Below are 23,444 nucleotides of genomic sequence, written 5' to 3' on the forward strand. Positions count from 1 at the left end.
GTTGTAAACAACATGATGGATAAGAAAAAAGCCATTCTCTTTTCAACGCTGGCGGCATGCCTGGTTGGCCTCGTGACGAGTGTGGTGTTGTGGCTGACCGGAACTTACTGGTTGACGCCGTGGTGGGCGGTGGCGCTGCAAGTAATGGTGATGGTGCTGATTCTGGCGCTGGTGGGGTGGGGCGTGTACGCGTATTTGCGTCGTCCAAAAGTGGATGAAACCCTCAAGCAGCACGACGAGTGGCGCAAGCGCGTGCTCAAAAACCGCTTTGCATTGATTTGGAAAAAGCACAGCAAGGTGACTTCTAACCCGTATCATGTGCCTTGGTATGTGCATGTGTCGGCAGACGTCAATTCTGACGTTCGTTGGTTGCAGCAAATGGGGTTTGAAAGTGTCGAATCCATCGAACCTGTACCAGATGATTTGATTGCGGTGCGCTTTTGGGTGTCCGACAGTGCGGTGCTGATCTCCGTTGATATGAGTTTTCCGCTCGCCACACGTCAAGCCAGTTTGGATGTGGTGTGTGAACTGGTGATGAAAAAACGCGACCGTCAGGCGTTTAACGGCGTGCTGTGCACGGTGGACCTCGACCACCTGTTGCAGAAAAACGAAATGGCGGTCAGTGAGTTCAGCCAACAGTATCGAACGCTGCTGAGTGATTTAAACCAACGCACCGGATTGTCGCTACCCACCTACTGCGTGTTGACCAATATGGCCGCAGTGCGTGATTTTTGTGAGTTGTTCTCGACCTTGGATGAAGCCGCACGCGAGCAACCTTTTGGCGTGTTGCGTCCGGTTGACGAAGGCAAAGGGTATGACAAAGCGTGGTTTGATGAATCGTTTGACGACCTGACGCGACGCTTGGCGGTCACTGCCAGCGAGTCGCTCAAGCAGCAATTACATGCCGATTATCGCGCCGCATCGGTGGCGGGCATTTTCCAACTGTCGGCGCTGCGCTACGACATTGAAGATTTCTTGTCACTCACCTTCAGCCAGCATGCGTTTGATGAAGTTGCGCTGCATTTTCGTGGTTTCTTCTTCGTTAACGTTGGCGGAGAAGGGGCATCCACTGACATTTTGACTTACATGCATGCCTCCGATCTTGGCTTTGAATCGCTGGCCGGAACGCAGCAACATGCCTCCAGCCCGAGCCTATTTGGCAAGAATCTGTTTCGCAGTTGTATTGTCAAAGAAGCGCCGTTGGTGGGGGTATACCGCCAACGTGAATGGCGTTACCGCGCTTCGCGAGTTGCGGTTTTCGGTGGCTTATTGCTGCTGTTTGGTGGCTTTTTGTGGATGTTAAAGGCGAGTTTCGACTATCAGCAGGCCTTGGACAATCAAGCGCTGATCAAACTCAACCAATACAAAGAGAACCTGAAGCAGGACACAATGGTTGCCGATGATCTCTCATCGCCGGTATTCAGCTTGTCGGAGCTGCGAGACATCAACACTCTGTACGACAAACAGCATCGTCCTTGGTATGTCAGTGACTGGCTGCCAGATTCCAGTATCAGACGTTTTGTGCATCAGACCTATTATGAAGAACTGAGCAGCGTACTGCTGACCCTGATGCGCGACTACATCCTCAAAGATCTGTTTGTCTACAACTCACTAGATGACAAAGTGAAAATGCTGGAGCTGCTGAACTATCATCAGATCCTCTACAGCAAGCATCGTGATGATGTCGATTCACTGGTCAATTACTACCTGACTTCGCTCAAAGAGGAAGGGGAAGGCGATGTCGCACTGCTTGAACGCTTCACGGCATTGGCTGAAGATTTGCTGCGCAGCGGGGCCACGCCGCCAGACGCCGAACCGGAGTTACTGGCGCTGGTGCGCAAATCGTTGTCGGCCAACGACATCAGTGAATTGCTTTATCAGCACATTTTGCAACACCCGGATTTTTCACGCCGTGTCGATATGCGCACCAAACTGAATCCGTCTTATCAGAACGTGTTCGTGTTCAAACCGGGTTTTACCGGCTATTTGATTCCGTACCTGTTTACCCGCGAAGGCTTTGAGGATCTGTACAACGAAACCGGCTTTCAGCTGGCGTCAGAGGCGATCAAATCTTACGAGGGCGTGATGGGCAATATCAGCGGTGACGCTGAAATGAACCGCATTAACCGTCAGTTGCGTGAACGCTATATCGGTGATTATGTCCGATATTGGCAAGCGTTAATGGCCAACGTCAGTTGGGTGGACGTGTCGGGATGGGGCGAGGTCAGCAAGCAGATTGAGATGACGGTCGATCCGGTCTATTCGCCGCTCAGCCAGTTCTACCATCTGGTCGCGGTGCATACCAATCTGAGCCAGAAAAAAGAAGGTGAGCATGCGCCCAAAGAGAGCCGTGAAGCCAAAGAACAACAGACGGAGGCGGGCGAGCCGAATGTGACTGCGATCAGCAATACCAGCGAACGGGTGCGAGCCTCGATTGCTGCGCCGTTTAAGGCGATGCATCAACTGGTGGCGGTGAACGAAGCGGGACAAAGCCGACTGAGCATTGCGCTTTCGCAACTGCAACAAACCGGTGATTGGATTGCGAAATCCAAAGAAACACAGGATCGCGGCAGCTACTTCTTGGCGCAGTTGCAAAACACCGATTCGAATAACCCGTTGGCGCAGCTCAATGCCTTGGCGGCAGATTACAATGATCCCGTGCTGCCGATGTTGATGCGCGGCGTGGCACGAACGACCAACCGATTGGCACAAAGTGCGATGAAAGCGGTGATCAACCACGACTGGAGTGTGTTGTACGGCGGTTATGTGCGTCACTTTGCCGGCCGTTATCCTTTCGATAAACAGGCTGAGTTTGATGCCTCGTTGGCCGATTTTGCTGATTTCTTTCAATCCGGAGGTCAGTTTGATGAGTTCGCGCAGAAATACGCCGCCTACTTTGACCTGACACATGGGCGCCAAACGCAGCTCAAAGGCTTTATCGTCAATCAGACATTGCCACTGTCCGATGCATATCAACCATTCAGTGATGCGGTCAAACGCATGCAAAGTGGCCTGTTTATTGATGGCCGTGTCGGCGTCGAGTTTTTACTGCGGGCGGAAAAGATGTCGCCGGACTTGACAGGATTTACGCTCGAATCAGGCAGCAAACTGTTTGAATACCGCAATGGGCCGTTATTGTGGCAAGCGCTCAGTTGGCCGATTCCGGCGAACCAAACGCAGGACATCGCCATCATCACCAAAGATGACAAAGGGGCAGAAACCCGCGAGAAGCTGAGCGGTGAATGGAGCTGGTTCCGCGTTGCCGACAAGATGCAGAGCGCCGCCGTGGTGGGCAGTGATGATGTGGCTTGGCGCTATCAGTCAGCCAACAACGAAGTCAGCCTGCAAATTAAGTCGAAAAGTGCGGCCCAGCCGTTTGCCCCGCGTTTCTTTGACGGCCTGACCATTCCAATCGAACTATGAGTTGCCTGATACCAACATGGCTGGAAGGTTTGCTCCCCGACGGGGAGCGAATCCTACTGGGGCGCCGCTGCCTGCTGGTGCGTGATGAGCAACAGGCATGGCGAGTGAAATTTGGTGAAACGGTGGAAGATGCCTATGTGCTACAACGGGAAGCGCTGTGGTTAATGCGTTTGCGTCATCTGGACATGCCGTTGCACCGGACGTTATCACTCCACAAAACGGCCGACAAGACCGTTCTGGTGACCACCTATTTGGAAGGCCAATCGGCCGCGTTGGTGTGGCCGGGGTACGATGCTCCTCACGTCCATCAGTGGTTTGCGCACAGCCTTCCGACGCTGCTCGGCCGTTTGGCAATGTTGCACGCATCGGGCGTGGTGCATGGGGACATCAAGCCCAGCAATATTCTCTGTTTGCCGACGATGGCGGCCTGCTTTGTTGACTTTGCCAATGCACGAAGAATCGGTGACCCGTGGAAAGAACGTGGTATGGTGCAGTTTACGCCCAGCTTTCACTACCCGCCGTCTAGCCCTGTGGCGAGCGTGGAACACGACTTCTACGCTCTGCTGATTTGCATGGCTTTGCTCGCTGCGCCCTCTCAGCTCGCAGCATGTTCGACGGTCGGTGCAGTATTGACGCTGGTGGAGTTGAAATCCACGGATTGGGGCGTATCGGATGAAGTCGCAAAGACACTGGCACAGTGGATTTCAGCGATTCGATTGGATTTAGGCGCCAAATTAGACACAGCACCGCAATGGTCTTGTGGACTGACATCGTTTGGCGACACGGAGATGTCATGTTGAAGAAAATCTGGCAGCGACTCAACCTCATGCAGAAGCTTAAGCTGGTGTTGATGACCATGATGCTGACCTTGACCGCGGCGATGCTACTGATGGCACGCTGGAGCTATGAACAGGGATTTTTTGATTACACCAATGCACTGGAACAAACGCGACTGGAGATGTTGTCTCCTCAGCTGGTCGATCTCTATGTGCTGTCGGGGCAGAACATTCGCGCGATGCCGAAAAATGAGATCAGCGCCATTTTGGCCAGCTTTCCCAAGCATCCCGAAGGGCCAAATCTGAACCGCTTTCCGAACAAGCCGCTGCCTGGCGTGAAAGCGCCTAGCGCGGCGCTGTTTGATCTCAACGGCCACTTTATCGCCGGCGCAGCTATTTTAAGCAACGAGCAACCCAATGCGGTGCGCGTGCCCCTGCGATTTGAAGGAAAAACGGTGGCGTGGCTGAAAAGCCTGCCGGTGCGTCATTTCAAAGACACGATGGAAACACAGGTCTCCCGCACGCAGTTTGAACGCAGCTTGTGGTTGGGGGGCATCAGCTTGATCATCAGTTTTATGGTCTCTTATGGCTTGTCTATTTTTCTGCTGCGCCGCACGCGTGAGGTGATCAGCGCGATTCATCGCATGTCGAGCGGGGATTACGACATTCATTTGGTGGACGATTCCAAAGATGAAATGGGTACACTGATGCGTGATGTGAACCAATTGGCGCACATCCTACACAGTTCGATGTTGTCGCGTAAAACGTGGCTGGCCAACATTTCTCATGACATGCGCACACCGCTGACCGTGCTCACGGGGGAAATTCAGGCCATTAAAGATGGCGTGCGTCAGTTCGATATGGATCGTTTGCGGTCAATCGAACAAGAAGTCGACCAATTACGTAAGTTTACTGATGATATCTACGAACTTTCTCTGTCGGACATTGGCGGGTTGCGTTATGAATTTGCGCGGGTCGACCTGTTTGATGTGCTCAGTGAAGCCGTGGATGCGATGCAATGGAAGGCGGAAGAGAAAGGGCTGACGATGACGTTTGCTGGTCAGTCTGCCGTCACATCGGCCGACCGCTCACGCATACTGCAACTGATGAAGAACCTGCTCAATAACTCGGTGAACTACACCGATGCGCCGGGTGTGATTCAAGTGATGCTGTATCAAACCAAACAGCATGTGGTGATTAAAGTGAGTGACTCTGCGCCGAGTGTTTCATTGGCAAATTGCCAATACCTGTTTGATCCGCTCTATCGTGAAGACAGCTCGCGCAATCGTGCCCACACCGGGGCAGGGCTTGGGCTGGCGATCTGCAAAAACATCGCCGATGCGCATCAAGGCACCATCAAAGCCATCCCGTCGGATTGCGGCGGTTTAGAGGTGGTCGTGGAACTGCCCCGCCATTAAGGATGTTTGTGTGGCAGGGGTCGGAAAGTGCGCATGGAAACGAGAAACATCGCGATCTTTTTTGCGGATCAGACACCATTTTTTATTAAGAAAATAGATTCCTATGCAACTTGGGTTAGGCTTTTAAGTACGTCGAGCCCTTGCATTACAACGCTTTGTTAACAATGTTAACGGTGTTAAGCTCGCCAGTTGCATTGCGGATCGGAATCGGTAAAAACCATAAAAATTGATTCTGAAGACGCCACAAAACATTCACTGCTTAAACAGGAATAATAAGAATGGCGCTTGTCTATGTTGTAGAAGACGAAATAAAAATTGCAGAAATACTGTCAGATTACCTGACAAAACATGATTACGAATGCCGCATCCTCAGTTCAGGAAAAAATGCGGTGGCCGAAATCACCAATGGGAACCCAGACGTCGTCATTCTTGACGTGATGTTACCGGAAGTCAGTGGATTTACGATTTGTAGTCAACTGAGAGCCATGGGAAATGAAGTACCGATTATTCTCCTCACCGCGCGAGTGGATGAAGCGGATCGGTTAAACGGTCTGAATATCGGGGCAGACGATTATGTCTGTAAACCGTTTTTGCCCAACGAAGTGGTTGCGAGGGTCAGCGCCATCTTACGTCGAGTGCAAAATCAGAAAAACAGTGGAGATGAACACAGCAATGAGCGTAGGGTCAGTTATGGGACGATTACGCTCGATATGGACCGCTTTGTATGCATTGCGGATGGCAAAGGGGTTGACCTGACGCCCGTGGAGTTTCGTTTGCTGCATTCGATGATGATTCGGCCAAGCCGCATCTTCTCACGCGAGGTGCTGATGCAAACGTGTTACACCGATGATCGCATCATCAATGACCGCACCATTGACAGCCACATGCGAAATTTACGCAAAAAGCTCAATTGTTCGGGTGAGGTCATCCACACCATTTACGGTGTTGGCTACAAGGTTGAATGATCCTTTTCACTTCCCTATCTTGCATTCAACGTGCTAGTCGATAGACAAAAAACTGCCACACTCATCGAGTGTGGCAGAACAACACAAAAGCTGGCAATGGATGGGTCGCTTTGTGTGTGGATAAGGCGCCCAATGCAGACGCCAACATCCATTAATCATCAATACGTTTCAAATACACCGGCGTTGTAATCGTGAATCGCCTCTTCAATTTCTTGCACGCTATTCATTACAAATGGCCCGTAATGCACGACCGGTTCGTTGATGGGTTCGCCGATAAAAATCAGCGCGCCGCTGGTATCACTGGCAAATAACGCCGCCTGTTCACCGCGTGACAATAATGCCATCTCGCCTTGCATCACCACGCGACTGCCGACCTTGATGCTGCCTTTGTACACATACACCATCATGGTGTGTGACTCGATGGTTGCCACGTTTAACTCACCGCCAGGGCCAGTTTGCCAATCTGCCACGGTTGCCGGTACACCGGTTTGTGTCAGTGGGCCTTGTAACGCCTCGCCATTGGCCTGAATGTCTCCTGCGATCACGCGGAGTAATCCCAGCTGCTGCGTACGATATTCAGTGATGGTTTCTGGCTGAAAATCGTGGTACTTGGCCGGAATCATTTTGTCGCACGCCGGTTGGTTGATCCAAATTTGGAAACCGTGCAAATCGCCGTTTTCCATGATCGGCATTTCGCTGTGAATCACACCTCGCCCTGCAGCCATCCACTGAGCGCCACCGCTGCGCAGTTCGCCGACATTGCCCATATGATCGCGGTGCTGAAAGTGCCCTTGCAGCATATAGGTTAAAGTTTCGATGCCTCGATGTGGATGAGGAGGAAAGCCGCCGACGTAATCTTTACGTTCGTCCGATTTCAGTTCATCCACCATCAGAAACGGTGAGAAGCTCGCGTTATTGAATCCGGCGATACGACGGATTTTTACGCCGTCACCGTCAGACGTGGCCTGCGCGGGGATCAGCTGACGAATTTCTCTTACTTTGCTCATGGTTCTTCTCCGTTGGTGGAACTTGCTTGAATTGTAGTGGAGTGTGGCGCAAAGAAGGAGGGGGCGCATTCGAGGCAGTCATTCGATAAATTCGAACAATCCACAATCTGCATGCGGAAAGGAGCAATGAGGGCGATATTGGCTGCGGCCAGCCAGCGGCGACACGATGTATTGAGTTAGTCTATAATTTAAATAGATGAATTGATTACGAGGAGGTCACGATGGCTGTGCTTCCCAAACATACCGACCAAAATCCGCGTTACAACCCTGATGACGACATGACGCTGGACCAACTGCAGCGTTTTACCCGCGCGGCCAATAGTGCGCAGCAAAAACGTCAAGAGCAGCGTGAGCATGACGCGCCGTCGATCGTGGAAGTTGCTCGACGCGCGCGCCGTGCGGCGATGCGGCCGGTGATCAAAGCGAAAGAAAATAAACCCAATGCAGCTCGCTATGCCATTTGGCTGGTGGTGTTTGCCATCACCTGCTTGTGGATCATGTACATGAGTGGTTAGTGAAACGGCATAGGTGAGTGGTTCTACGCTATGAGTGTCGTGACGACTTGACGTGAGCCAGCGGCGTGACATGACGCGGTGCATCGGAGCGAGACATATCGGTGCGAGGTGCATCAGTGAGAGGTGTATTGGCGCGTGGCACTTCCACCGCTTGCCCATCGTGTTGCGCGCTCACGCTTTGGTAGTAACGGTACTGATTCTTGCCCCCATGCTTGGCCGCGTACATGGCTTTGTCGGCGCAGCGGGTCAACTCTTCCAAATTATCGGCATCTTGCGGGAACAATGCCGCGCCTGCGCTGACCGTTAAATGGTTCAGCAACTTCGTTTCTCTTTCCTGATAGCGGTCTTCGAACAGATGGCTGATGCGATGCAGAATGTTGTCGAGATCGGTCAGCGTGTTGACATCATACAGCAGCAACACAAACTCATCGCCAGCAAAGCGCGCGATGGAATAATCGTGGCGCTCGGTGCGGCGGTCGCGATGGCGCACATTGTTTCTCAATCGTTGGGCAAAGTGTTTCAGCACGCGGTCGCCCACATCGTGACCATAGTTATCGTTGATCGCTTTAAAATTATCGATATCGAGAAACACCAATGCGGTGATGCTGTGGGGCTCTTTGCGCTCGGCAAGTTTGCTGGTCGCCCAGTTTTCAAAGCTCCAGCGGTTTGCCAGCCCGGTTAACTGGTCGGTATACGCCAGTTCCTCAATGCCTTCGCGATACAGTGAATGAATGTAGCGCATGGCTTTGGAGTAGAAATACGCCGAGGTGTTGCAGATCGCGGTGAGGGAGATCAGGCTGAGAATAAAGTAGTCGGATGCCAGAATCGTGTTGGGTGGCTGCTCAGCATGGTGGGTGAGCACCGACAGTGCAGATAACAAGCAAAAGCCGACACTCAAAAACAGCCCGGTTTGAAAGCGGTTAATGAAGATGATGGCGGCGACAATCGGACAAATCCAAAACAGCTTATTGCCTTCAATATCGCCGAGCACCAGCAGTACCATCGCTTGCGCCAAGAGCAAGCTGGTTAGGATCAGGTCAGCATGGCGGGAGCGTTTTCGGCGCAAGTAGATCACGTTGCCGAAGGCGACGACGGCGCAACTCACATTAAACAGGCAGTAGAGAAATTTCTCGTCAAGGTAGAGCAGAATGCCGTTCAAGCTCAAGACGGTGGCAGCAAGGATGGAACTGATCAGCACGACTTTCTGTTTCCGCAGACGACCGAGTTCGGCCATCTCTTTAAGTTGTCGTCCTACCAGACTTTTCATTCCGTGTCTCATCCTTGATATAAAATCGGTCAAGTACAGTCTAGTTAAGAATTGAATGTCTGAAGCAAGGTATGAAAAAAAGCGTGTGACCTAATTCAATGTTTTCAAAAGATTCTTTATTCGGCGTGAGCAAACTCCTGTTTTAACCATTTGCGCAGCAACAAAACGCTTTCCAGTTTGAGCTTGTCTTTGGGGCAGGCGAAGTAGAATCCTTGTTCGGGATGCAGCGTGCTGTGGCCGATCTCAATCAGTAAGCCAAGCTCAATCTCCTCGCGCACAAATTGGCGGTGGGTGACGAACACGCCCAGTTTGCGCATGGTCGCTTGCACGGCCTGCGCCGATGTGGAAAAGGTCAGGTTCTTCTGTTGTGGCGGGAGCGGCAACTGGTTGGCTTGGCACCAAATGGCCCAATCACTTTGGCGTCGCGGGTTCGCTGCCACAATCGCCGGATAATGTTGCAACAGCGCTGTGGCGGACGTCGGCTGTGCCGCCACCAATTCGGGGTGGCAGACCAACACCAATTCATCATCGGCCAGCTTTTCACAGTAATAGCTCTGCCACTCTTGTTCGACACCATGGATCAGCGCCACATCCACCCCTTCGGCTTCGAGCGAAAACGCGCCGGTTAAGGTAGAAATCCGAATATCGACGTTCGGGGCGAACGCTTGAAAGGTGGGCACCCGAGGAATCCACCAGTGCAGCGCCAGTGAGTTAATCATGTTGAGCGTCAAGCGATTGGTGTTGTGGGTGACCAGCATGGACTCGGTTGCATCGACGATTTGTTCGAGCGCGGGTGCGACTTTGCGATAGTACTTTTGCCCAGCATTGTTCAAGGTGACGGTGCGACCGACGCGATTAAATAGAGGCTGATTGAGCTGACTTTCCAGTGATTTGATGGCCTGACTGACCGCCGAGTGGCTGACGCTCAGCACTTGCGCGGCTTCCGTCATGCTGCCGGTTTCGGCGACGGCCACAAATGTGTAGAGCGATTTGAGTGGGATCAGTTTGCGCATATGTAAGTTTTCCTAACAGGTTTGGTCAATATTACTCGTTATTCTTTGCGATGTCATCGGCGTACCATGACGCTCAGGTTAAGGAGTCTTATATGCCAAACAAATTTTTGCCCGTTGTGTTTATGTTGTCGTCAACCGCGAGCTTGTCAGTCACGGGGTTACTGACCAAATATCTCACCACGGCCATTCCCGTGAGCCTGCTCAGTTTTCTTCGTTTTGCAGTGCCCGCATTGATTCTATGGGCAGTGCTGTCGATGACTCGTTTGAATGTCCCCAATCGCGCCATGTGGAAGCCGTTGGCGGTGCGGGCGATTTGCCTTGCCACGTGTCAGTTGTGCTTTATTTATTCGTTGCAGCATCTGTCGTTGGTGGAAAGTGTGGTGTTGTTCAGCACTGGGCCTTTGTTCATTCCGTTGTTAGAAAAACTCATCTTTGGTGTGCGCATGCCTTGGGCGACTGTGTTGGGCTTGGTCGCAACGTTTTGCGGGGTGCTGCTGCTGTCGGGCAATGTCGCGCAAATTGAGTGGCGACCAGAGCTGATGGCGGGGTTGTTCGCGGGCCTGTTTAATGCGGGGTCTCAATTGAGTTTGTATCGCGCTTCGAAAAGCAGTATGCGTTCGGCGGAAATTAATGTGTGGAGTTTTACCATGGCGGCCGTGTTGCTGCTGCCGATGCTGAGCATGGTGCCGTGGCACGATGCGCATCAGGTGGTGTTCGACCGTCACCTCGCACTGATCGCTGTCACGATGGTGGCGGTGTCGCTGCTGGTGATCAACACACAGGTATTCCGTGCCAAAGCCTACCGCTTGGCAGCGTCGGGTTCGCAACTTGCGCCCTTGATCTTTACCAATTTGCTATTCACGGCGGCGCTGCAACTGCTGTTTTTCAATGTCACTTACACGCCTGCACAAAAGCTGGGATTGGCGCTGATTATCGTGGCGACGGTGAGCACCAGCGTGTTACCCAAGTTATGGAAGGCGGCGGTGACGCACAAATTGCATTCTGCTTAAGCCAATGGAGTTAAGCCAATGGGGCTTGCCATGAAAAGAATCAAGCGAATCAAAGCGCGGAAAAGTCATTGATGAAGCAAGAGAAAAGGGGCGAATCGCCCCTTTTTTGATCGCCCGCTTACTGTGGGTGACGGTGTTTCGGCTGGCTCAGTGCACGCGATCATCGGCGACTAAGCCGTAAGGCAGGCTACTGAACACCTCGGGTTGATGCTGAATGGTTGGCGCGTCGTGCACGCCTTTCCAATCGAGCAGCATGATGGCCAACACATTGCGATGTTCCCCTTCAGAGACATTGGTGCTGCCGGTGGTTGATGGCACCATGCCTGCGTCTTGGTTGACGGCCTGTTGAATGGCTTGGCGTGTTTTCTCAACCACGGGATCGTCATCCAACCCTGCCAGCAGAAAGGAAATGCCGACTTCTGCAATGATGTCCTCTTTCGCGCGCTGCAAAATGGTGTCGATGTTGGCGCGATAATAGTCGTAAATCCATTGATACTGCTTTTCGCTCACGGTGTGCTGATAGTATTGCGAATCGGCAAAAATAATGTGGGTCATGCCATAGAGTTTGTTGCCGTATTGCTGGCTTGAAAGTGCGCTGTCTTTGTGGTCTGGATAGGTGTTGCGGAACGCCTCAATGAAGTCGTCCACCACGTCTTGTTCACCCAATTGACGCAGCCAGTACACTTGGTTGGCGAGCTGCGCAGCCCACGCTTCAATCATGGGGGCGTTGGTGGCGTACTTGCGAAAATCATAACGACGAATCACGTCTCGCAGCTTTTGATCGTCGATGTGCTTGAGGCCGTACTCGTTGGCTCTGGCCATCGAACCGAGTAAGTCGATGCCCAAATACAAGTATTCGGGCATGCTCTGAGACACCTGATAACGCAGCATGGAGCGCTCGTCTGTCTCATCTTGGTAGTCTGCTAATTCTTGTTGTGCATAACGGGCAATTTGCTCAGGTGTGTGCACCTCAGCGGCAAAATAGTTCAAACGACTCGCGACCCGCGCCATGTCGCTCCACACCGCGGCTGAGTATTTGTGATCAAGCGTTTGACGATACATCCGCAGGCCATAATGCCCCTCTTTAAAGGCCGGCAAGGTGAACAATTGGCTTTCGTAAGTATGACGGATTTGATCGGCGGTGTGCGCGTACGGCGTGCCTGCGGTGGCAGGAACCGTTTGGGCTAGTACGCCAATCGAGGGAATCAACAAAGCGCTGCTCAACAGGAGCGCCAAACTGGTTTTACGCAACGACATAGTGAACCGAGAGTGAACCGAACATAACGTCATACGTTACGCCGGTGAAAATGCATTCGCGTGAGGAATGAGTCAGCGTTGTGTGAAAAACCACCGAAGTGTGGGGTTAACACTCATCTCGAATATGACGAAATGTGAGATTAATGCGTGGGGCTTTTGCGCGAACGGTTTTGGGAAGGCTATGTTGCCAATCATGCTGGGTGTCGCCTGCCATCACCAACAGCGAGCCGTGACCTAACGTCAGCTCAAATTTCTCTTTGGTGTGCAGATGGCGTAACACGAAACGGCGCGACTCCCCCAATGAGAGCGATGCGATAACCGGTTGGCGCCCGAGCTCTGGCTCGTTGTCTTGGTGCCAGCCCATGGAATCGCGCCCATCCCGATACAAATTGGCAAGTACGGAATTGAACGTGCACCCCGCCATGGCTTCACAGCGCGCTTTCAACGCTGCCAGTAATGGTGTCCACGGCGTTGGCTGCATGGTCAAACCTGAGTATGTATAAGCTTTCTCGCCATACCAAGCTTGTAAGCGAGGTTGTAGCACTGACTTGCCAAACAAGGTGATCGCCTGTTGCTGCCAATCCAATTCTGAAGTGAGTACGGAATATGCATGATCAGCCTCTTGCTCCGTGAGAAAATGTTCGACCCACAACAGGCGACTATTGGGCAACGTGAGCCATTGAGGTTCGTTTGCAAACAGACTAAAGGTTTTAGATTCCATCGTTTATATCAATAAAATTGTCGTTTAGTGATAGATTTGCGGCGTGATTTGGTTATTCTAGCCGAGTAACCGCTATGCTAATAATAGATATCGAACCTGGCGCAATGAAAGCTGGGCAAAGCGAGGAGCTGCATGAGTCACATCTCAGGCAAAAGGAAGTCTTTTCGAGCACTGTTTCTGCTGTTTATTCTCTCCTGTATTGGATTGATAGAGCTGCTCAACAATCATCAGATCATGTACATTCGCGACAGTTTACGGTCGCATGCACGTGAAGAGCTCTCATTGATTCGATTTCGGCTGGAAGCGTCGATTTTGTCCGATATCTACGTGGCCAATAGCCTTTCGACCTTAGTCACGCTCAGGCCCGATGTCCGCATGCCGGACTGGGACAAACTCGCCACGCGCATCCTGCATGAAAGCAAACATTTGAAGGTGATTGGCCTTGCTCCCAATGACGTGATTCGCTATATCTTCCCCTACGAAGACAACAAAGCCGCCATGGGGCTTGATTATCGCACGGTGCCGAGCCAATGGGCGTCGATCGTAAAGGCACGCGACGTGAAACAGATCTTCATTGCCGGGCCTGTGAATTTGGTTCAAGGCGGTCGCGCGCTGATCGTGCGTATTCCGATTTTTACCGATCCACCCGCCAACCAAAACTATTGGGGCGTGTGCAGCATTGTGCTGGATTGGGAATCACTGTTTTTGGCGTCGGGGATTGAATCGTTCAATTATTCCTACGATTTCGCCATTCGCGGCATTGATAGTTCGGGGATGGACGGGAAGGTGTTCTATGGCCTGCAAAGTACGTTTGATAACGCCTTTGCCACGGAAACCGTGCATTTCCCTTATGGCAGTTGGGTTATCGCCGCCGCAGACAAGCACGATCAGTTGCTGACCATTCCTTGGTATCAGTTGAACTTGATGCGTTTGATCGGCTACCCCGTGACGCTGCTGCTGGCGATGGCGTTTGTGGTCATTTATCGTTTGTATCGCACGGCCAATACACGGGCGATGCATGATGAACTGACGCGGTTGCCGAACCGTCGCTACTTTATGTTTACGCTGGAAAGCTTCTTTGAACGTGCGCGTCAATCTGCCGGGGGCGACAGCTTTGCGCTGCTCAACATCGACCTCGATAAATTTAAACTCATCAATGACACCTACGGCCACGCTGCAGGGGATAAAGTGTTGGTTGCGTGTGCAGAACGGCTCAAATCGGTGTTGCGTGCGTCGGATGTGATTGCACGTATCGGCGGCGACGAATTTTTGGTGCTGTTACCACGCATTGTCGAACACGATGTGAAAACCTTGATGGGCATGGTCGACACTGCGCTTTGTCACACGCCGGTAATTTATGAAGGGCATCTGATTGATTTACATATCAGCATTGGCCACGCTGTGTATACAGATGACATCGACAGTACCGATGCGCTGCTCAAACTGGCTGATGAGCGAATGTACCATGCCAAACGGCGACAAAGCCGCCATTAGCCCCGTCGAACTCTCGTTATTCAAGGATGAATCATGCGAACTCTCGAACAGTGGCTGGACGCGTATGCCGTCAGCCACCAACATCCCACCAATCAAGCCATTCACCATATCGCGGTGCCGGGGATTTATTTATCCATCGTGGGGTTGATCTGGTCGTTACCGTCCCTCTCACCGCTGGGGATGGACATTCACTGGATTTGGCTGGTGAGTGTGCCGGTCTTGTGGTTTTACGCCCGACTCTCGATGGCGGTGTGTTTGATGATGCTGGGGTTTACGCTGGCGTGCATCGGATTGGCGTGGAGCGTTGAGGCGATGGCGCTCCCCTTGGCGGCGTTGTCGTTTGCGCTGTTTGTACTGCTATGGGGCGCGCAATTTGTTGGCCATCGGATTGAAGGCAAGAAACCGTCCTTTTTTGCCGACCTACAGTTTCTGCTTATCGGCCCGTTGTGGGTGTTCTATAAGCATTAAAGTGCAAGCAAAAAGTCCCATATGCTATTTGCAAACTGCATATATTCGCAATTTGCAATTCAATTATGATATCTGTTGTAATGAAACCGGTGAAAAAGTAACCGAAACCCGCAGTTTTCGTGGATTTAAAAGTTGGCACGCTATGTGCTTTATATAAATCGACCCTTCTAAGCCGAGGGTCACCTAGCCAACTGACGTTGTTAGTGAACCTTCTTGTTCACACATATATATGGCCAATCGCGCTTATTGCGATTGGCTTTTTTTATGCCTGTCATCCACCGCATTTCTCATAACAACTCGGCTTCCTCGGACACACCGCGCCGCGCGAGCAAATCAATCGCGCATCATTTTCAATCCCGCGTTCGATCCAGTTGATGTTTAAGATCTTGGCGATGGTCAGCAGATCTTTTTTGATATGACGTGGGATCACCGTACTGCCGCCTTGACTCACGCAAGAAGCTTTGAGTTCTTCGGCGATTGAACGCGCATCACCGCCTTGCGCCGCAATGGCTGGGTTCAGGTCGATGCCCGCGCACAGCACGCGGTTGTTGCCCGCAGGATCAATCATGTTGACCGATTCACAGCAGTAAATTCGCGGCTCATCACCAACATTCAAAATGGAGATCTGCGCGGAGCTGACATCTTGCGGTTCAGAAAGACGGCGGAACACTGCCCAGTGCTGGCAGGGGTCGTTCACTTTACGCATGTTGCCCCAAGGCAAAGGAATGCCATTACCGCGATACACGGCTTTGAGTTTGCCTTCGCCGTAGGCGTCGAAATAGTGCCAATGCGGATACGGCGAGACCACCGTCATGCGGCGCATCGCCACTGACGGTGAAACGCCGGCCTTTTTGTGAACGTCAATTTCATAGCCATTGCGGTCAAGCAATTGACGAAATGGCACTTTAGGGCACAGCAAAGCGCCAGCAAAGAAACTCGATTCGAAGTCGCGCCATGCTTGCAAAATATCTTGCGAGTTGAGTTCTGACGTCGGTTGTGCGTCTTGCTCTTCCCACCCTTGCGTATGGCCGACAGAAAGGACGCTCTTGAGGCCATCTTTGCTGTGCAGCACGTTGTGGCCGATGTATACCGCCAAATCGTATTTGAGCCGCGTGGGGTAGTGACGCAAAATCTCATTAAGATAGATGGTGCCCGGCGGTTCAAAGAACGATGTCACCAACTGTTTCGCGCTCACACCCAATTCATCAACCACATCGTGCGGCGTGCGTTGTACCCAACGAATGGTCAGGCCAAGGCTTTTCGCAATATCAAACAGATCTTCCACCGCTAAATTCAGTCGCTTTAAACCGACGTCTTCTGCCGCTCGTTCCAGATCTGGAAAGTGGTTTTGCAAGCTTTCTTGGTGCGCGCGAATCAGCAAGTGAGCGAACTGACGCCCGGTGATGCCGGTTTGAGACAGCATTTCGGGAATCGCAATTTGCAGAATGTCGTTGGAGAACAGAAAGCTCGGTTCCAACGCCATACCGCTGATGCCACCGCGGTTGCCTTTGTCGGGGGTGATGTCGGCTTGCTCGGGTTCATCGTCCAGAAACCATGCGGGATCTTTTTGGAATACTTCGGCGATCACTTCCAACATTTCGACGCTGGGCACACGTTTTCCGCGCTCAATCATCGACAGGTACGAAACCGAAGGGGCGTACTCCGGATTGATGCGAATGCAACGCGCCGACAGATCTTCCATCGTTAAGTGGTTGCGTTTCCTTAAGTTTCTCACTTTAGTTCCCAAAAAATGAGATTGTCTAACTAAGCTTTTTGACACGGCCATTTTGTAAAATTCACATTGTAAAATTTTTGTTGTGAAATTGTAGTTAAAAATCCGCTAGTCTACAAATTAAGCAAGTCACAAACTTGACCGAAAATTAAACGCAAGTTTGGAATATTTGCTCTAGGACGAAATCTAATGTTATCCATGAGGGAAAGACGATGAATATGCTGACTTTCGATAAAACAGAAATCCAAAAACAACAGAAACCCTTTATCGCTGAAGCAGTCTTCGCCGTCGAGACAATCAGCGCAAACCAGCAACGTGAAAAACAGCTGAAAGCGAAGCAATTGCTTGACCGTTTGTTCCCGTTGGAAACAGGGTCACACCAGGACGTTACCAGCTACGTGATTGATTACCACCATGTCTTGGCGTATTTCAAAGACGGTCGCCACAGTGGCTTGAAGCATCCGAAACACTTCATTGCGTTTACCGGTGGCAAAGATAACCCATGTTCGATTCTGTTCCGTGACGGCAGCGGCTGCCACGTGGAAGTGATGCTGGGGTGTCAGAAAGGCACGGGGTGTGTTGAGTTGGTGGAGATTGACGACATTCAATTGGAAACCTGCACCACGTTCACACAAATGAGCGAGGACACCACGCCTACCGCCGCGATGCGTCACTGGATCAGTCTGATCAAAGGGGATGAACGCGGTAAACCGCAGGCTTGCAGTGAAGACAAAGAATACACCGCGAAAAGCGGCGAAGATTACTACTTAAACTACTGCTTCAACCTGTAATTCATTCTTCCTGATGAAATGCTCTCCATAAAAAAATCCTCCCAACGGGGAGGATTTTCTATATCTATCTATTTCTACTGTTGTTGATGTCGCTCCGGTGGCGCTGACCGTGAGCAGCTACAGTGGCATCACACGGTTACGGCCAAGATTTTTTGCTTCGTAGAGCATCTTGTCGGCGCGATCGATGAGCATATCCAACGTGTCATTGGGTTCGCTTTCTGCCACGCCAAACGACGCCGTAATGTTCCCGACTTGCATGCCAGTGCGGCGATCGCGCACGCTCAACTTTTCAATGGAACGACGCAGGGCATCCGCAAACTGACGCGCGCTGCGCAGTGAACGATTCGGCACCAGTAAGGCAAACTCTTCGCCGCCAAAACGATACGCCGTAATGCCTTCACGGCAGCTCGATTGAATGCGTTTGGCCAGCGCGCGAATGACGGTATCGCCAAATAGGTGGCCAAAATCGTCGTTGTAGGTTTTGAAGTGGTCAATATCAAGCAGCACAATGCTGATGGATTGCTGCGCATGCAGCATGGCGCTCAAGTCGTCGTCAAATGAGCGACGGTTGTACAATCCGGATAAGCCATCAAACAGGGCATCTTTTTGCACTTCGGCCAATTGGGTTTTCAGGCGCGTGATCTCTTCGCTGGCGTTTTTTAACTGACTGTTGAGAAAGCGTGTCGAGTGGCGAATATCGCGTGATTCACTTACCAGTTGGCGGATCAGCGTCATCACTTCTTCAATCGACAAGTTCTCGTTTTCAACCCGTTCCAGATCGCGAAAGCTTTTATCAATAATGGCTTCAAACGCCGTGGTGTCGGTCATGGTGTCCGACATGGAACTGGCGACTTCGCTCACCAGCAGCTCAATATTGGCGCGCAGATCGCCCACGCTGGTTTCGGCTTTGCTGGCAATAAATTGTTTGTAAAGGTAGTCGCCAGATGCTGGCGGGCATAGCCCGAAGTTGTCTAATACAACATCCATTTCCTGGTTGAGACGAGGAATGGTGTTGTCGACATAGGTGTACCAAAGGGCGTAGTTAGCCGGTGTTGCCGCGACATGATGTTTCATCATCAGCGGAACAGCCTTTTTTAAATTCGATGTGGATTTCTTAAAGTCGTCGTCAGTCATTATGGGGCGTAATGTTAGGCACCTAAACTCAATACGCTAAGATTAGCGGATCTCGCCTCTAAACGCCGCAAAAAAACCGAGGGAAAGTGAGGGTAATTCGAACGATTGTAGGTTTATCGTTGCTCTCTGTGACCAATCGCACGCATTCTTGTGTGCTGCAAAGGGGGCGGGCAAGCGCTTTATGACACTTGCCCATCCTCATTATGATGGCGATGCCAGCGTGACTTTGCGACGCCGACGGAGCAGGGAAACCACCTGTGGCAGCAGAGACATCACGATCATACCCGCCATCAGTGCGTATTGGTCGGCGCGGAACACTTCATTGAGTAGCACGCTACCACACACAATGCCTGCCACCGGGTTGGCAACGCCTGCGAAGGTAAAATCGACCACCGACATGCGTTGCAATAACCAGACGTAAAGGCCGTAACCCAGCGCCGTGTTGAGCAGTACAATCCACGCGATGCCGAATCCATTGCGCAGGCTGAAGTGCGTGAGGGCATTGAGGTAGGCTTGGGGGGCGAAATACGCGTGGACCAAGGTTGCGATCGCCAGTGCCACACCGCCGATGATCAATTGCCAGCTCAACACGCTCCACCAATGGGTTTTACCGCCCAGTGATTTGGTTAATGTAGAGCCGAAAATAATGCACATAATGGCGGCAAATAAGGCCATCAAACCAATCGGATTGAGGTTTAAGGATTTCGGGTCAAACAGAAACCATGCCAGCGCAATTAAGGCTGCGCCACTCAGCAGTTGCATCGATGACGGGCGTTGACGACTGACCAGCCAGTGGTAAAACATCGCAAACACGGGAACCGACACCATACCCACCCCAGAAATGGCCGAAGGCAAGGTCAACGCCATCACGAAAATGAGACTGAAAAAGGCAGCGATGTTGACCAAACCAATGGTAAGCAGTGGGCGCCAGCTTGATTTTTCTGGCAGGCGAGGGCGCAGCGCCAGCAGCAATAATCCGGCAGGCAGCGCGCGAAGGGTACCGAGTAGCAGCGGCGGCCAATCGGCGAGTGTGTATTTGGTGACCGCGTAAGTGGTCCCCCAAAAGAAGGCAGGAATCATAGCAAGTAAAATGTTCATGTAAAGTATCTTTATGTTGAGATATCTAATTGCAAAGCTAAAGCAATAAATGCTTTTTGTAAAGTATCTTTATGTTAAAGTATTTTTTCAGCGAATTAATGGAGATTCAACACTGATGGATGCGATTGACCGCGTGTTAGCGCAGTGGCAAACCGAACGACCGCAACTCAATACGTTACCGATGGGTATTATGGGACGCATGATGCGCCTTTCCAAGCATTTAGAAGTCGCCGTGGCGGAGGTGCATAAACGTTACGGGCTTAAAATGGGCGAGTTTGACGTATTGGCAACCTTGCTGCGCTCAGGAGAGCCGTATCGATTGACGCCGTCGGAACTGCTTGGCTCCATGATGCTAACATCGGGGGCGATGACCAACCGTTTGGACAAACTGGAACAAAAAGGTCTGGTGCATCGCTTGCACAGCATCGCCGACCGGCGCAGCATCGAAGTGCAGCTCAGCGACGACGGATTGGATTTGGTCAATGAACTGGTGATCGAGCACGTCAAAATTCAAGAGACATTGGTTGAAGGTTTATCCGGCGCTGAGCAGGAACAACTGACTCAACTGCTGAAACTGTGGCTGTCTAATTTCGAATAACTCAACCCGTAAATGCCGTGTGGCATAAGGACGCGATCATGATGAACGTAACGCAACTGACTGATTATTTGGATGCTCTGGTTCAATCCGAGGCTTGTTATCCGTTCGGACCAGAGTGTTTGGTGTATAAAATTCGCGGCAAGATGTTCGCGTACATTGCGCAAGATCGCGCGCCGACATTTGTAACGTTGAAATGCACGCCGCAGGATGGAGAGGTGCTGATCAGCCAGTTTTCATCCATTCGACCGGGTTATCACATGAACAAACGCCATTGGATTTCCGTCGATCTAGATGGTGATGTGGAAGCGGGCATGATTGAAGATTTGTGCCAGCGGTCGTATCAGTTGGTGGTGAGCCAATTGAAAAAGTCCGACCGGGAAGCCTTGCAAAGCCTGACCTTGCAAGGCGCCGTTCGTTAAGCGGTGTGTGATGTGTTTTGAGCTTCGAGCTTTTTCGCACCACGCAGCATCGCTTCGATGAGTTCGGTGGCGTTGAACTTCTCTAATGCCTCATGTGCGCCCACTTGATGCGCGCGATCGACACAGATTTCGCTCGACAGTGAGGTGTGCAAAATACAGTACGCGTGGCTGAGTTTCGGATCGTTTTGCACTTCAAAGGCCAGTTCGTACCCATCCAAGCCTGGCATTTCAATATCACTCACCAAAATATCAATCGCTTGATTCTCATTGGCGCGCTGCTTCATCAGCTCGGCGGCTTCTAAGCCGTTTTTACAGATCTGATATGGAATGTTGATCCGATCGAGCGCATCCGCGAGCTGCTTCCGCGCAATGGATGAGTCGTCGACCAGCAGAATATTCAGCGCTTTCAAACGTTCGCGTTCGATGTCGGTCAGCATCGGTACTTTGGTGGATTCGTACTGCGGATAGATTTTCGACAGCAGCAATTCCACATCCAGCAACTGAACAATTTGCTCTTGATAGCGGGTGATGCCTGTGACAAACACGTTGTGGCCCGTTGTTGGCGGGGCCGATTCAATCGCTCGCCAATCACACTCAATGATTTTCTCAATCCCGCGCACCATAAAGGCCACGACGGTCCGCAGGCAGTCGGTGACAATCAGGTAGCACTGTTTGTATTCCTGCGGGGCAATGGGACGAAAACCAATTGCGGCGGCCATATCAATCACCGGCACCGTCATATTACGGATCGTCACAGTACCCACCACATGGTGGTGTGAATACGGAATTTGAGTCATTGGGAGGTAAGGAACAATTTCTCGAACTTTGAGAGTACCAATCGCAAACAACTGCTTTTGCATGTTCAGCGTGAACATCAACATGCCTTGTGACTGATTTGCCTTACTGATGGTTTTAGCCATAACGAAATTCTTAATCTAAACGCCTAGGTCACTATACTAACTGAAAATATCGTATCAGCAACGGTATCAACCGAATTTTGCCGATGAGTGAGGCTTTACGTCATCAGCATCGTTCCTTTGTTTCAAATCGTTTTGCGCTCGCTAGCAGAAAAAGATACGCCGATACAAAAAAGTAACGCACATGCCCAGTGCAACCGAGGCTCAGTTCCGCTAGACTAGGCCACTTTTTTAACCGAACGACGTTGTTTGAGGGTCGAAAATGGCAAGAACCGCAGCCGCACTTCATATTCTGGTGAAGCATAAAGAACAAGCTGATGACATCATGCAGCAGCTCAAAAAAGGTGCCAAGTTTCAAACGCTAGCCAAGAAATATTCACTGTGTCCATCAGGTAAAAAAGGTGGTGATTTGGGTGAATTCCGCCAAGGGCAAATGGTGCCGCAATTCGATAAAGCCTGCTTTAAAGGAGAAATCCTCACGCCTCAACTCGTGAAAACGAAATTCGGTTGGCACGTGATTAAGGTGCTGTATCGTACGTGAGGGCAGGTGGCAGCTTTGGTCACACTGCGTGACGATTGGCAGAGTCAATCATTTGTACTGAATTTTAAATGGGCTCCTATGTGGGCCCATTTTTGTGGCGGGTGGATGGCTCGATGTTCTCAGGTTGTATTCTTACCGCACGCCCATGCATCCAAACAGCTTACATGGAACGGGTCAATCCAGCGTGTTAGGGAAGGTCGAGATACCAGTTCGTCGCATATACGACGACAATCACCAGCAGTGTAAGCAGAGTTGGAATGGCAAGCATGCTCGCCCACTTTCTCATTGCGCTGGGTTCATCAAATACCACCCCCGCGGCTTCTTTGACGCGTCTGTCTTCATCAAAATGCCATTTGATCGCTAAGTAGGCGCCAATGCCTAAGACAATCAGCTTAAAAGCACCAGCAAAATACGGAAAGAAGTTCGCCCAACTGCCGTTCATTCTCTATCTCCATCCTATTTCATATTGATTTTGGCGTCGCATCATCAATGATTCATGATGAGTGCGCACCCCAAATCACATGTTCTAACTCGTGCAGTCTAATGATCGTGTGCGTGGCCGACAACCCTCTTTGCCATAATTGAGGCGATTGATGGCAGGTTGAATTCGAAAATATGTTGATGGGTTTGTGTTTCGTCGCTTTATCGTGAATCGGATTTTGTTTAAATATTATCCATTGTTTTCGAACCGCGACGATATATGAGCCGCATCTTAATTTGAATGATCAGATAAATTATTTGTGGAGATGGGGGCTATTCTAGTTACGATGCCACTCCACCACGTGTGGTAAATAGCGTTCATTTAACTATCAATTCCAATAATGATTGATGCAGAAGAATTATTCTATATAGTGATTTGGTTTGTTGATTTATTTGAATA

Annotated in this window: 22 protein-coding genes; 12 read left to right on the forward strand and 10 right to left on the reverse strand. The window is 51.1% G+C overall.

Annotation, left to right across the window (positions count from 1 at the left end):
- Positions 1 to 12 precede the first annotated feature (12 nt).
- The 4 genes from tssM (at position 13) to VFA_RS14405 (ending at position 6,582) form a co-directional block, all read left to right on the forward strand.
- Positions 13 to 3,423, forward strand: a complete 3,411-nt coding sequence (gene tssM, locus VFA_RS14390) for a type VI secretion system membrane subunit TssM (RefSeq protein ID WP_004727581.1) — start codon at positions 13 to 15, stop codon at positions 3,421 to 3,423.
- A complete protein-coding gene (locus tag VFA_RS14395) occupies positions 3,420 to 4,223 on the forward strand; it encodes a protein kinase family protein (RefSeq protein ID WP_081454452.1) in 804 nt (267 codons plus the stop codon). Before tssM ends, VFA_RS14395 begins: the two co-directional genes overlap by 4 nt.
- On the forward strand, positions 4,217 to 5,617 hold the full coding sequence (locus VFA_RS14400) for an ATP-binding protein (RefSeq protein ID WP_004727583.1): 1,401 nt from the start codon (positions 4,217 to 4,219) through the stop codon (positions 5,615 to 5,617). The genes VFA_RS14395 and VFA_RS14400 overlap by 7 nt, the downstream gene beginning before the upstream one ends.
- Before the next feature lie 278 nt (positions 5,618 to 5,895).
- Positions 5,896 to 6,582, forward strand: coding sequence for a response regulator (locus VFA_RS14405; protein WP_004727584.1), 687 nt, complete (start codon positions 5,896 to 5,898; stop codon positions 6,580 to 6,582).
- A gap of 158 nt (positions 6,583 to 6,740) precedes the next feature.
- On the opposite strand, the gene VFA_RS14410 is transcribed toward VFA_RS14405, so the two are convergent.
- Positions 6,741 to 7,589 carry a pirin family protein gene (locus VFA_RS14410; protein WP_004727585.1) on the reverse strand — a complete coding sequence of 283 codons (849 nt, stop codon included), beginning with the start codon at positions 7,587 to 7,589 and terminating at the stop codon, positions 6,741 to 6,743.
- A 221-nt stretch (positions 7,590 to 7,810) separates the two neighbouring features.
- On the opposite strand from VFA_RS14410, the gene VFA_RS14415 reads away from it, so the two are divergent.
- Entirely contained in the window at positions 7,811 to 8,104 is a 294-nt protein-coding gene (locus VFA_RS14415) for a hypothetical protein (protein ID WP_004727586.1), read from the forward strand.
- Positions 8,105 to 8,132: 28 nt separating this feature from the next.
- Here VFA_RS14415 and VFA_RS14420 read toward each other — a convergent pair whose 3' ends face one another.
- Together VFA_RS14420 and VFA_RS14425 are read right to left on the reverse strand one after the other, a co-directional pair.
- Positions 8,133 to 9,371 carry a diguanylate cyclase gene (locus VFA_RS14420; protein WP_004727587.1) on the reverse strand — a complete coding sequence of 413 codons (1,239 nt, stop codon included), beginning with the start codon at positions 9,369 to 9,371 and terminating at the stop codon, positions 8,133 to 8,135.
- Positions 9,372 to 9,487: 116 nt separating this feature from the next.
- Complete coding sequence (locus VFA_RS14425) at positions 9,488 to 10,384, reverse strand: LysR substrate-binding domain-containing protein (protein ID WP_004727588.1); 897 nt, start codon at positions 10,382 to 10,384, stop codon at positions 9,488 to 9,490.
- 92 nt (positions 10,385 to 10,476) lie between these two features.
- On the opposite strand from VFA_RS14425, the gene VFA_RS14430 reads away from it, so the two are divergent.
- A complete protein-coding gene (locus VFA_RS14430; RefSeq protein ID WP_004727589.1) occupies positions 10,477 to 11,394 on the forward strand; it encodes a DMT family transporter in 918 nt (305 codons plus the stop codon).
- Positions 11,395 to 11,541: 147 nt separating this feature from the next.
- Here the strand turns inward: VFA_RS14430 and VFA_RS14435 are convergent, their stop codons facing one another.
- Positions 11,542 to 12,651 (reverse strand): DUF3541 domain-containing protein, encoded by a 1,110-nt coding sequence (locus VFA_RS14435; protein WP_004727590.1) that lies wholly within the window; start codon positions 12,649 to 12,651, stop codon positions 11,542 to 11,544.
- A gap of 106 nt (positions 12,652 to 12,757) precedes the next feature.
- Positions 12,758 to 13,372 (reverse strand): alpha-ketoglutarate-dependent dioxygenase AlkB family protein, encoded by a 615-nt coding sequence (locus tag VFA_RS14440; protein ID WP_004727591.1) that lies wholly within the window; start codon positions 13,370 to 13,372, stop codon positions 12,758 to 12,760.
- Between the two features lie 132 nt (positions 13,373 to 13,504).
- On the opposite strand from VFA_RS14440, the gene VFA_RS14445 reads away from it, so the two are divergent.
- Both VFA_RS14445 and VFA_RS14450 read left to right on the forward strand, forming a co-directional pair.
- A complete protein-coding gene (locus VFA_RS14445) occupies positions 13,505 to 14,866 on the forward strand; it encodes a diguanylate cyclase (RefSeq protein ID WP_004727592.1) in 1,362 nt (453 codons plus the stop codon).
- A gap of 33 nt (positions 14,867 to 14,899) precedes the next feature.
- Positions 14,900 to 15,334 (forward strand): Mpo1 family 2-hydroxy fatty acid dioxygenase, encoded by a 435-nt coding sequence (locus VFA_RS14450; protein ID WP_004727593.1) that lies wholly within the window; start codon positions 14,900 to 14,902, stop codon positions 15,332 to 15,334.
- A gap of 271 nt (positions 15,335 to 15,605) precedes the next feature.
- Here VFA_RS14450 and VFA_RS14455 read toward each other — a convergent pair whose 3' ends face one another.
- Positions 15,606 to 17,120, reverse strand: a complete 1,515-nt coding sequence (locus VFA_RS14455) for a DUF3612 domain-containing protein (RefSeq protein WP_081454237.1) — start codon at positions 17,118 to 17,120, stop codon at positions 15,606 to 15,608.
- 158 nt (positions 17,121 to 17,278) lie between these two features.
- Here VFA_RS14455 and VFA_RS14460 point away from each other — a divergent pair, with 158 nt between their 5' ends.
- Positions 17,279 to 17,857: an aldolase/citrate lyase/malate synthase family protein gene (locus VFA_RS14460; protein WP_004727595.1), complete on the forward strand. Its 579-nt coding sequence runs from the start codon at positions 17,279 to 17,281 to the stop codon at positions 17,855 to 17,857.
- Between the two features lie 117 nt (positions 17,858 to 17,974).
- Here VFA_RS14460 and VFA_RS14465 read toward each other — a convergent pair whose 3' ends face one another.
- Positions 17,975 to 18,991: a GGDEF domain-containing protein gene (locus VFA_RS14465; protein ID WP_038151845.1), complete on the reverse strand. Its 1,017-nt coding sequence runs from the start codon at positions 18,989 to 18,991 to the stop codon at positions 17,975 to 17,977.
- A gap of 201 nt (positions 18,992 to 19,192) precedes the next feature.
- Positions 19,193 to 20,089: a DMT family transporter gene (locus VFA_RS14470; protein ID WP_004727597.1), complete on the reverse strand. Its 897-nt coding sequence runs from the start codon at positions 20,087 to 20,089 to the stop codon at positions 19,193 to 19,195.
- Positions 20,090 to 20,204: 115 nt separating this feature from the next.
- On the opposite strand from VFA_RS14470, the gene VFA_RS14475 reads away from it, so the two are divergent.
- Together VFA_RS14475 and VFA_RS14480 are read left to right on the forward strand one after the other, a co-directional pair.
- Complete coding sequence (locus VFA_RS14475) at positions 20,205 to 20,687, forward strand: MarR family winged helix-turn-helix transcriptional regulator (protein WP_004727598.1); 483 nt, start codon at positions 20,205 to 20,207, stop codon at positions 20,685 to 20,687.
- A gap of 38 nt (positions 20,688 to 20,725) precedes the next feature.
- Positions 20,726 to 21,106 carry an MmcQ/YjbR family DNA-binding protein gene (locus VFA_RS14480; protein WP_004727599.1) on the forward strand — a complete coding sequence of 127 codons (381 nt, stop codon included), beginning with the start codon at positions 20,726 to 20,728 and terminating at the stop codon, positions 21,104 to 21,106.
- Here VFA_RS14480 and VFA_RS14485 read toward each other — a convergent pair.
- Positions 21,103 to 22,026, reverse strand: coding sequence for a chemotaxis protein (locus tag VFA_RS14485; RefSeq protein WP_038151848.1), 924 nt, complete (start codon positions 22,024 to 22,026; stop codon positions 21,103 to 21,105). The genes VFA_RS14480 and VFA_RS14485 overlap by 4 nt on opposite strands.
- Before the next feature lie 259 nt (positions 22,027 to 22,285).
- Here VFA_RS14485 and ppiC point away from each other — a divergent pair, with 259 nt between their 5' ends.
- Positions 22,286 to 22,564, forward strand: a complete 279-nt coding sequence (gene ppiC, locus VFA_RS14490) for a peptidylprolyl isomerase PpiC (protein WP_004727601.1) — start codon at positions 22,286 to 22,288, stop codon at positions 22,562 to 22,564.
- A gap of 187 nt (positions 22,565 to 22,751) precedes the next feature.
- Here the strand turns inward: ppiC and VFA_RS14495 are convergent, their stop codons facing one another.
- Positions 22,752 to 23,006 (reverse strand): hypothetical protein, encoded by a 255-nt coding sequence (locus VFA_RS14495; RefSeq protein WP_004727602.1) that lies wholly within the window; start codon positions 23,004 to 23,006, stop codon positions 22,752 to 22,754.
- Positions 23,007 to 23,444 lie beyond the last annotated feature (438 nt).

The sequence above is a fragment of the Vibrio furnissii CIP 102972 genome, from assembly GCF_000176175.1.
Taxonomy (GTDB): domain Bacteria; phylum Pseudomonadota; class Gammaproteobacteria; order Enterobacterales; family Vibrionaceae; genus Vibrio; species Vibrio furnissii.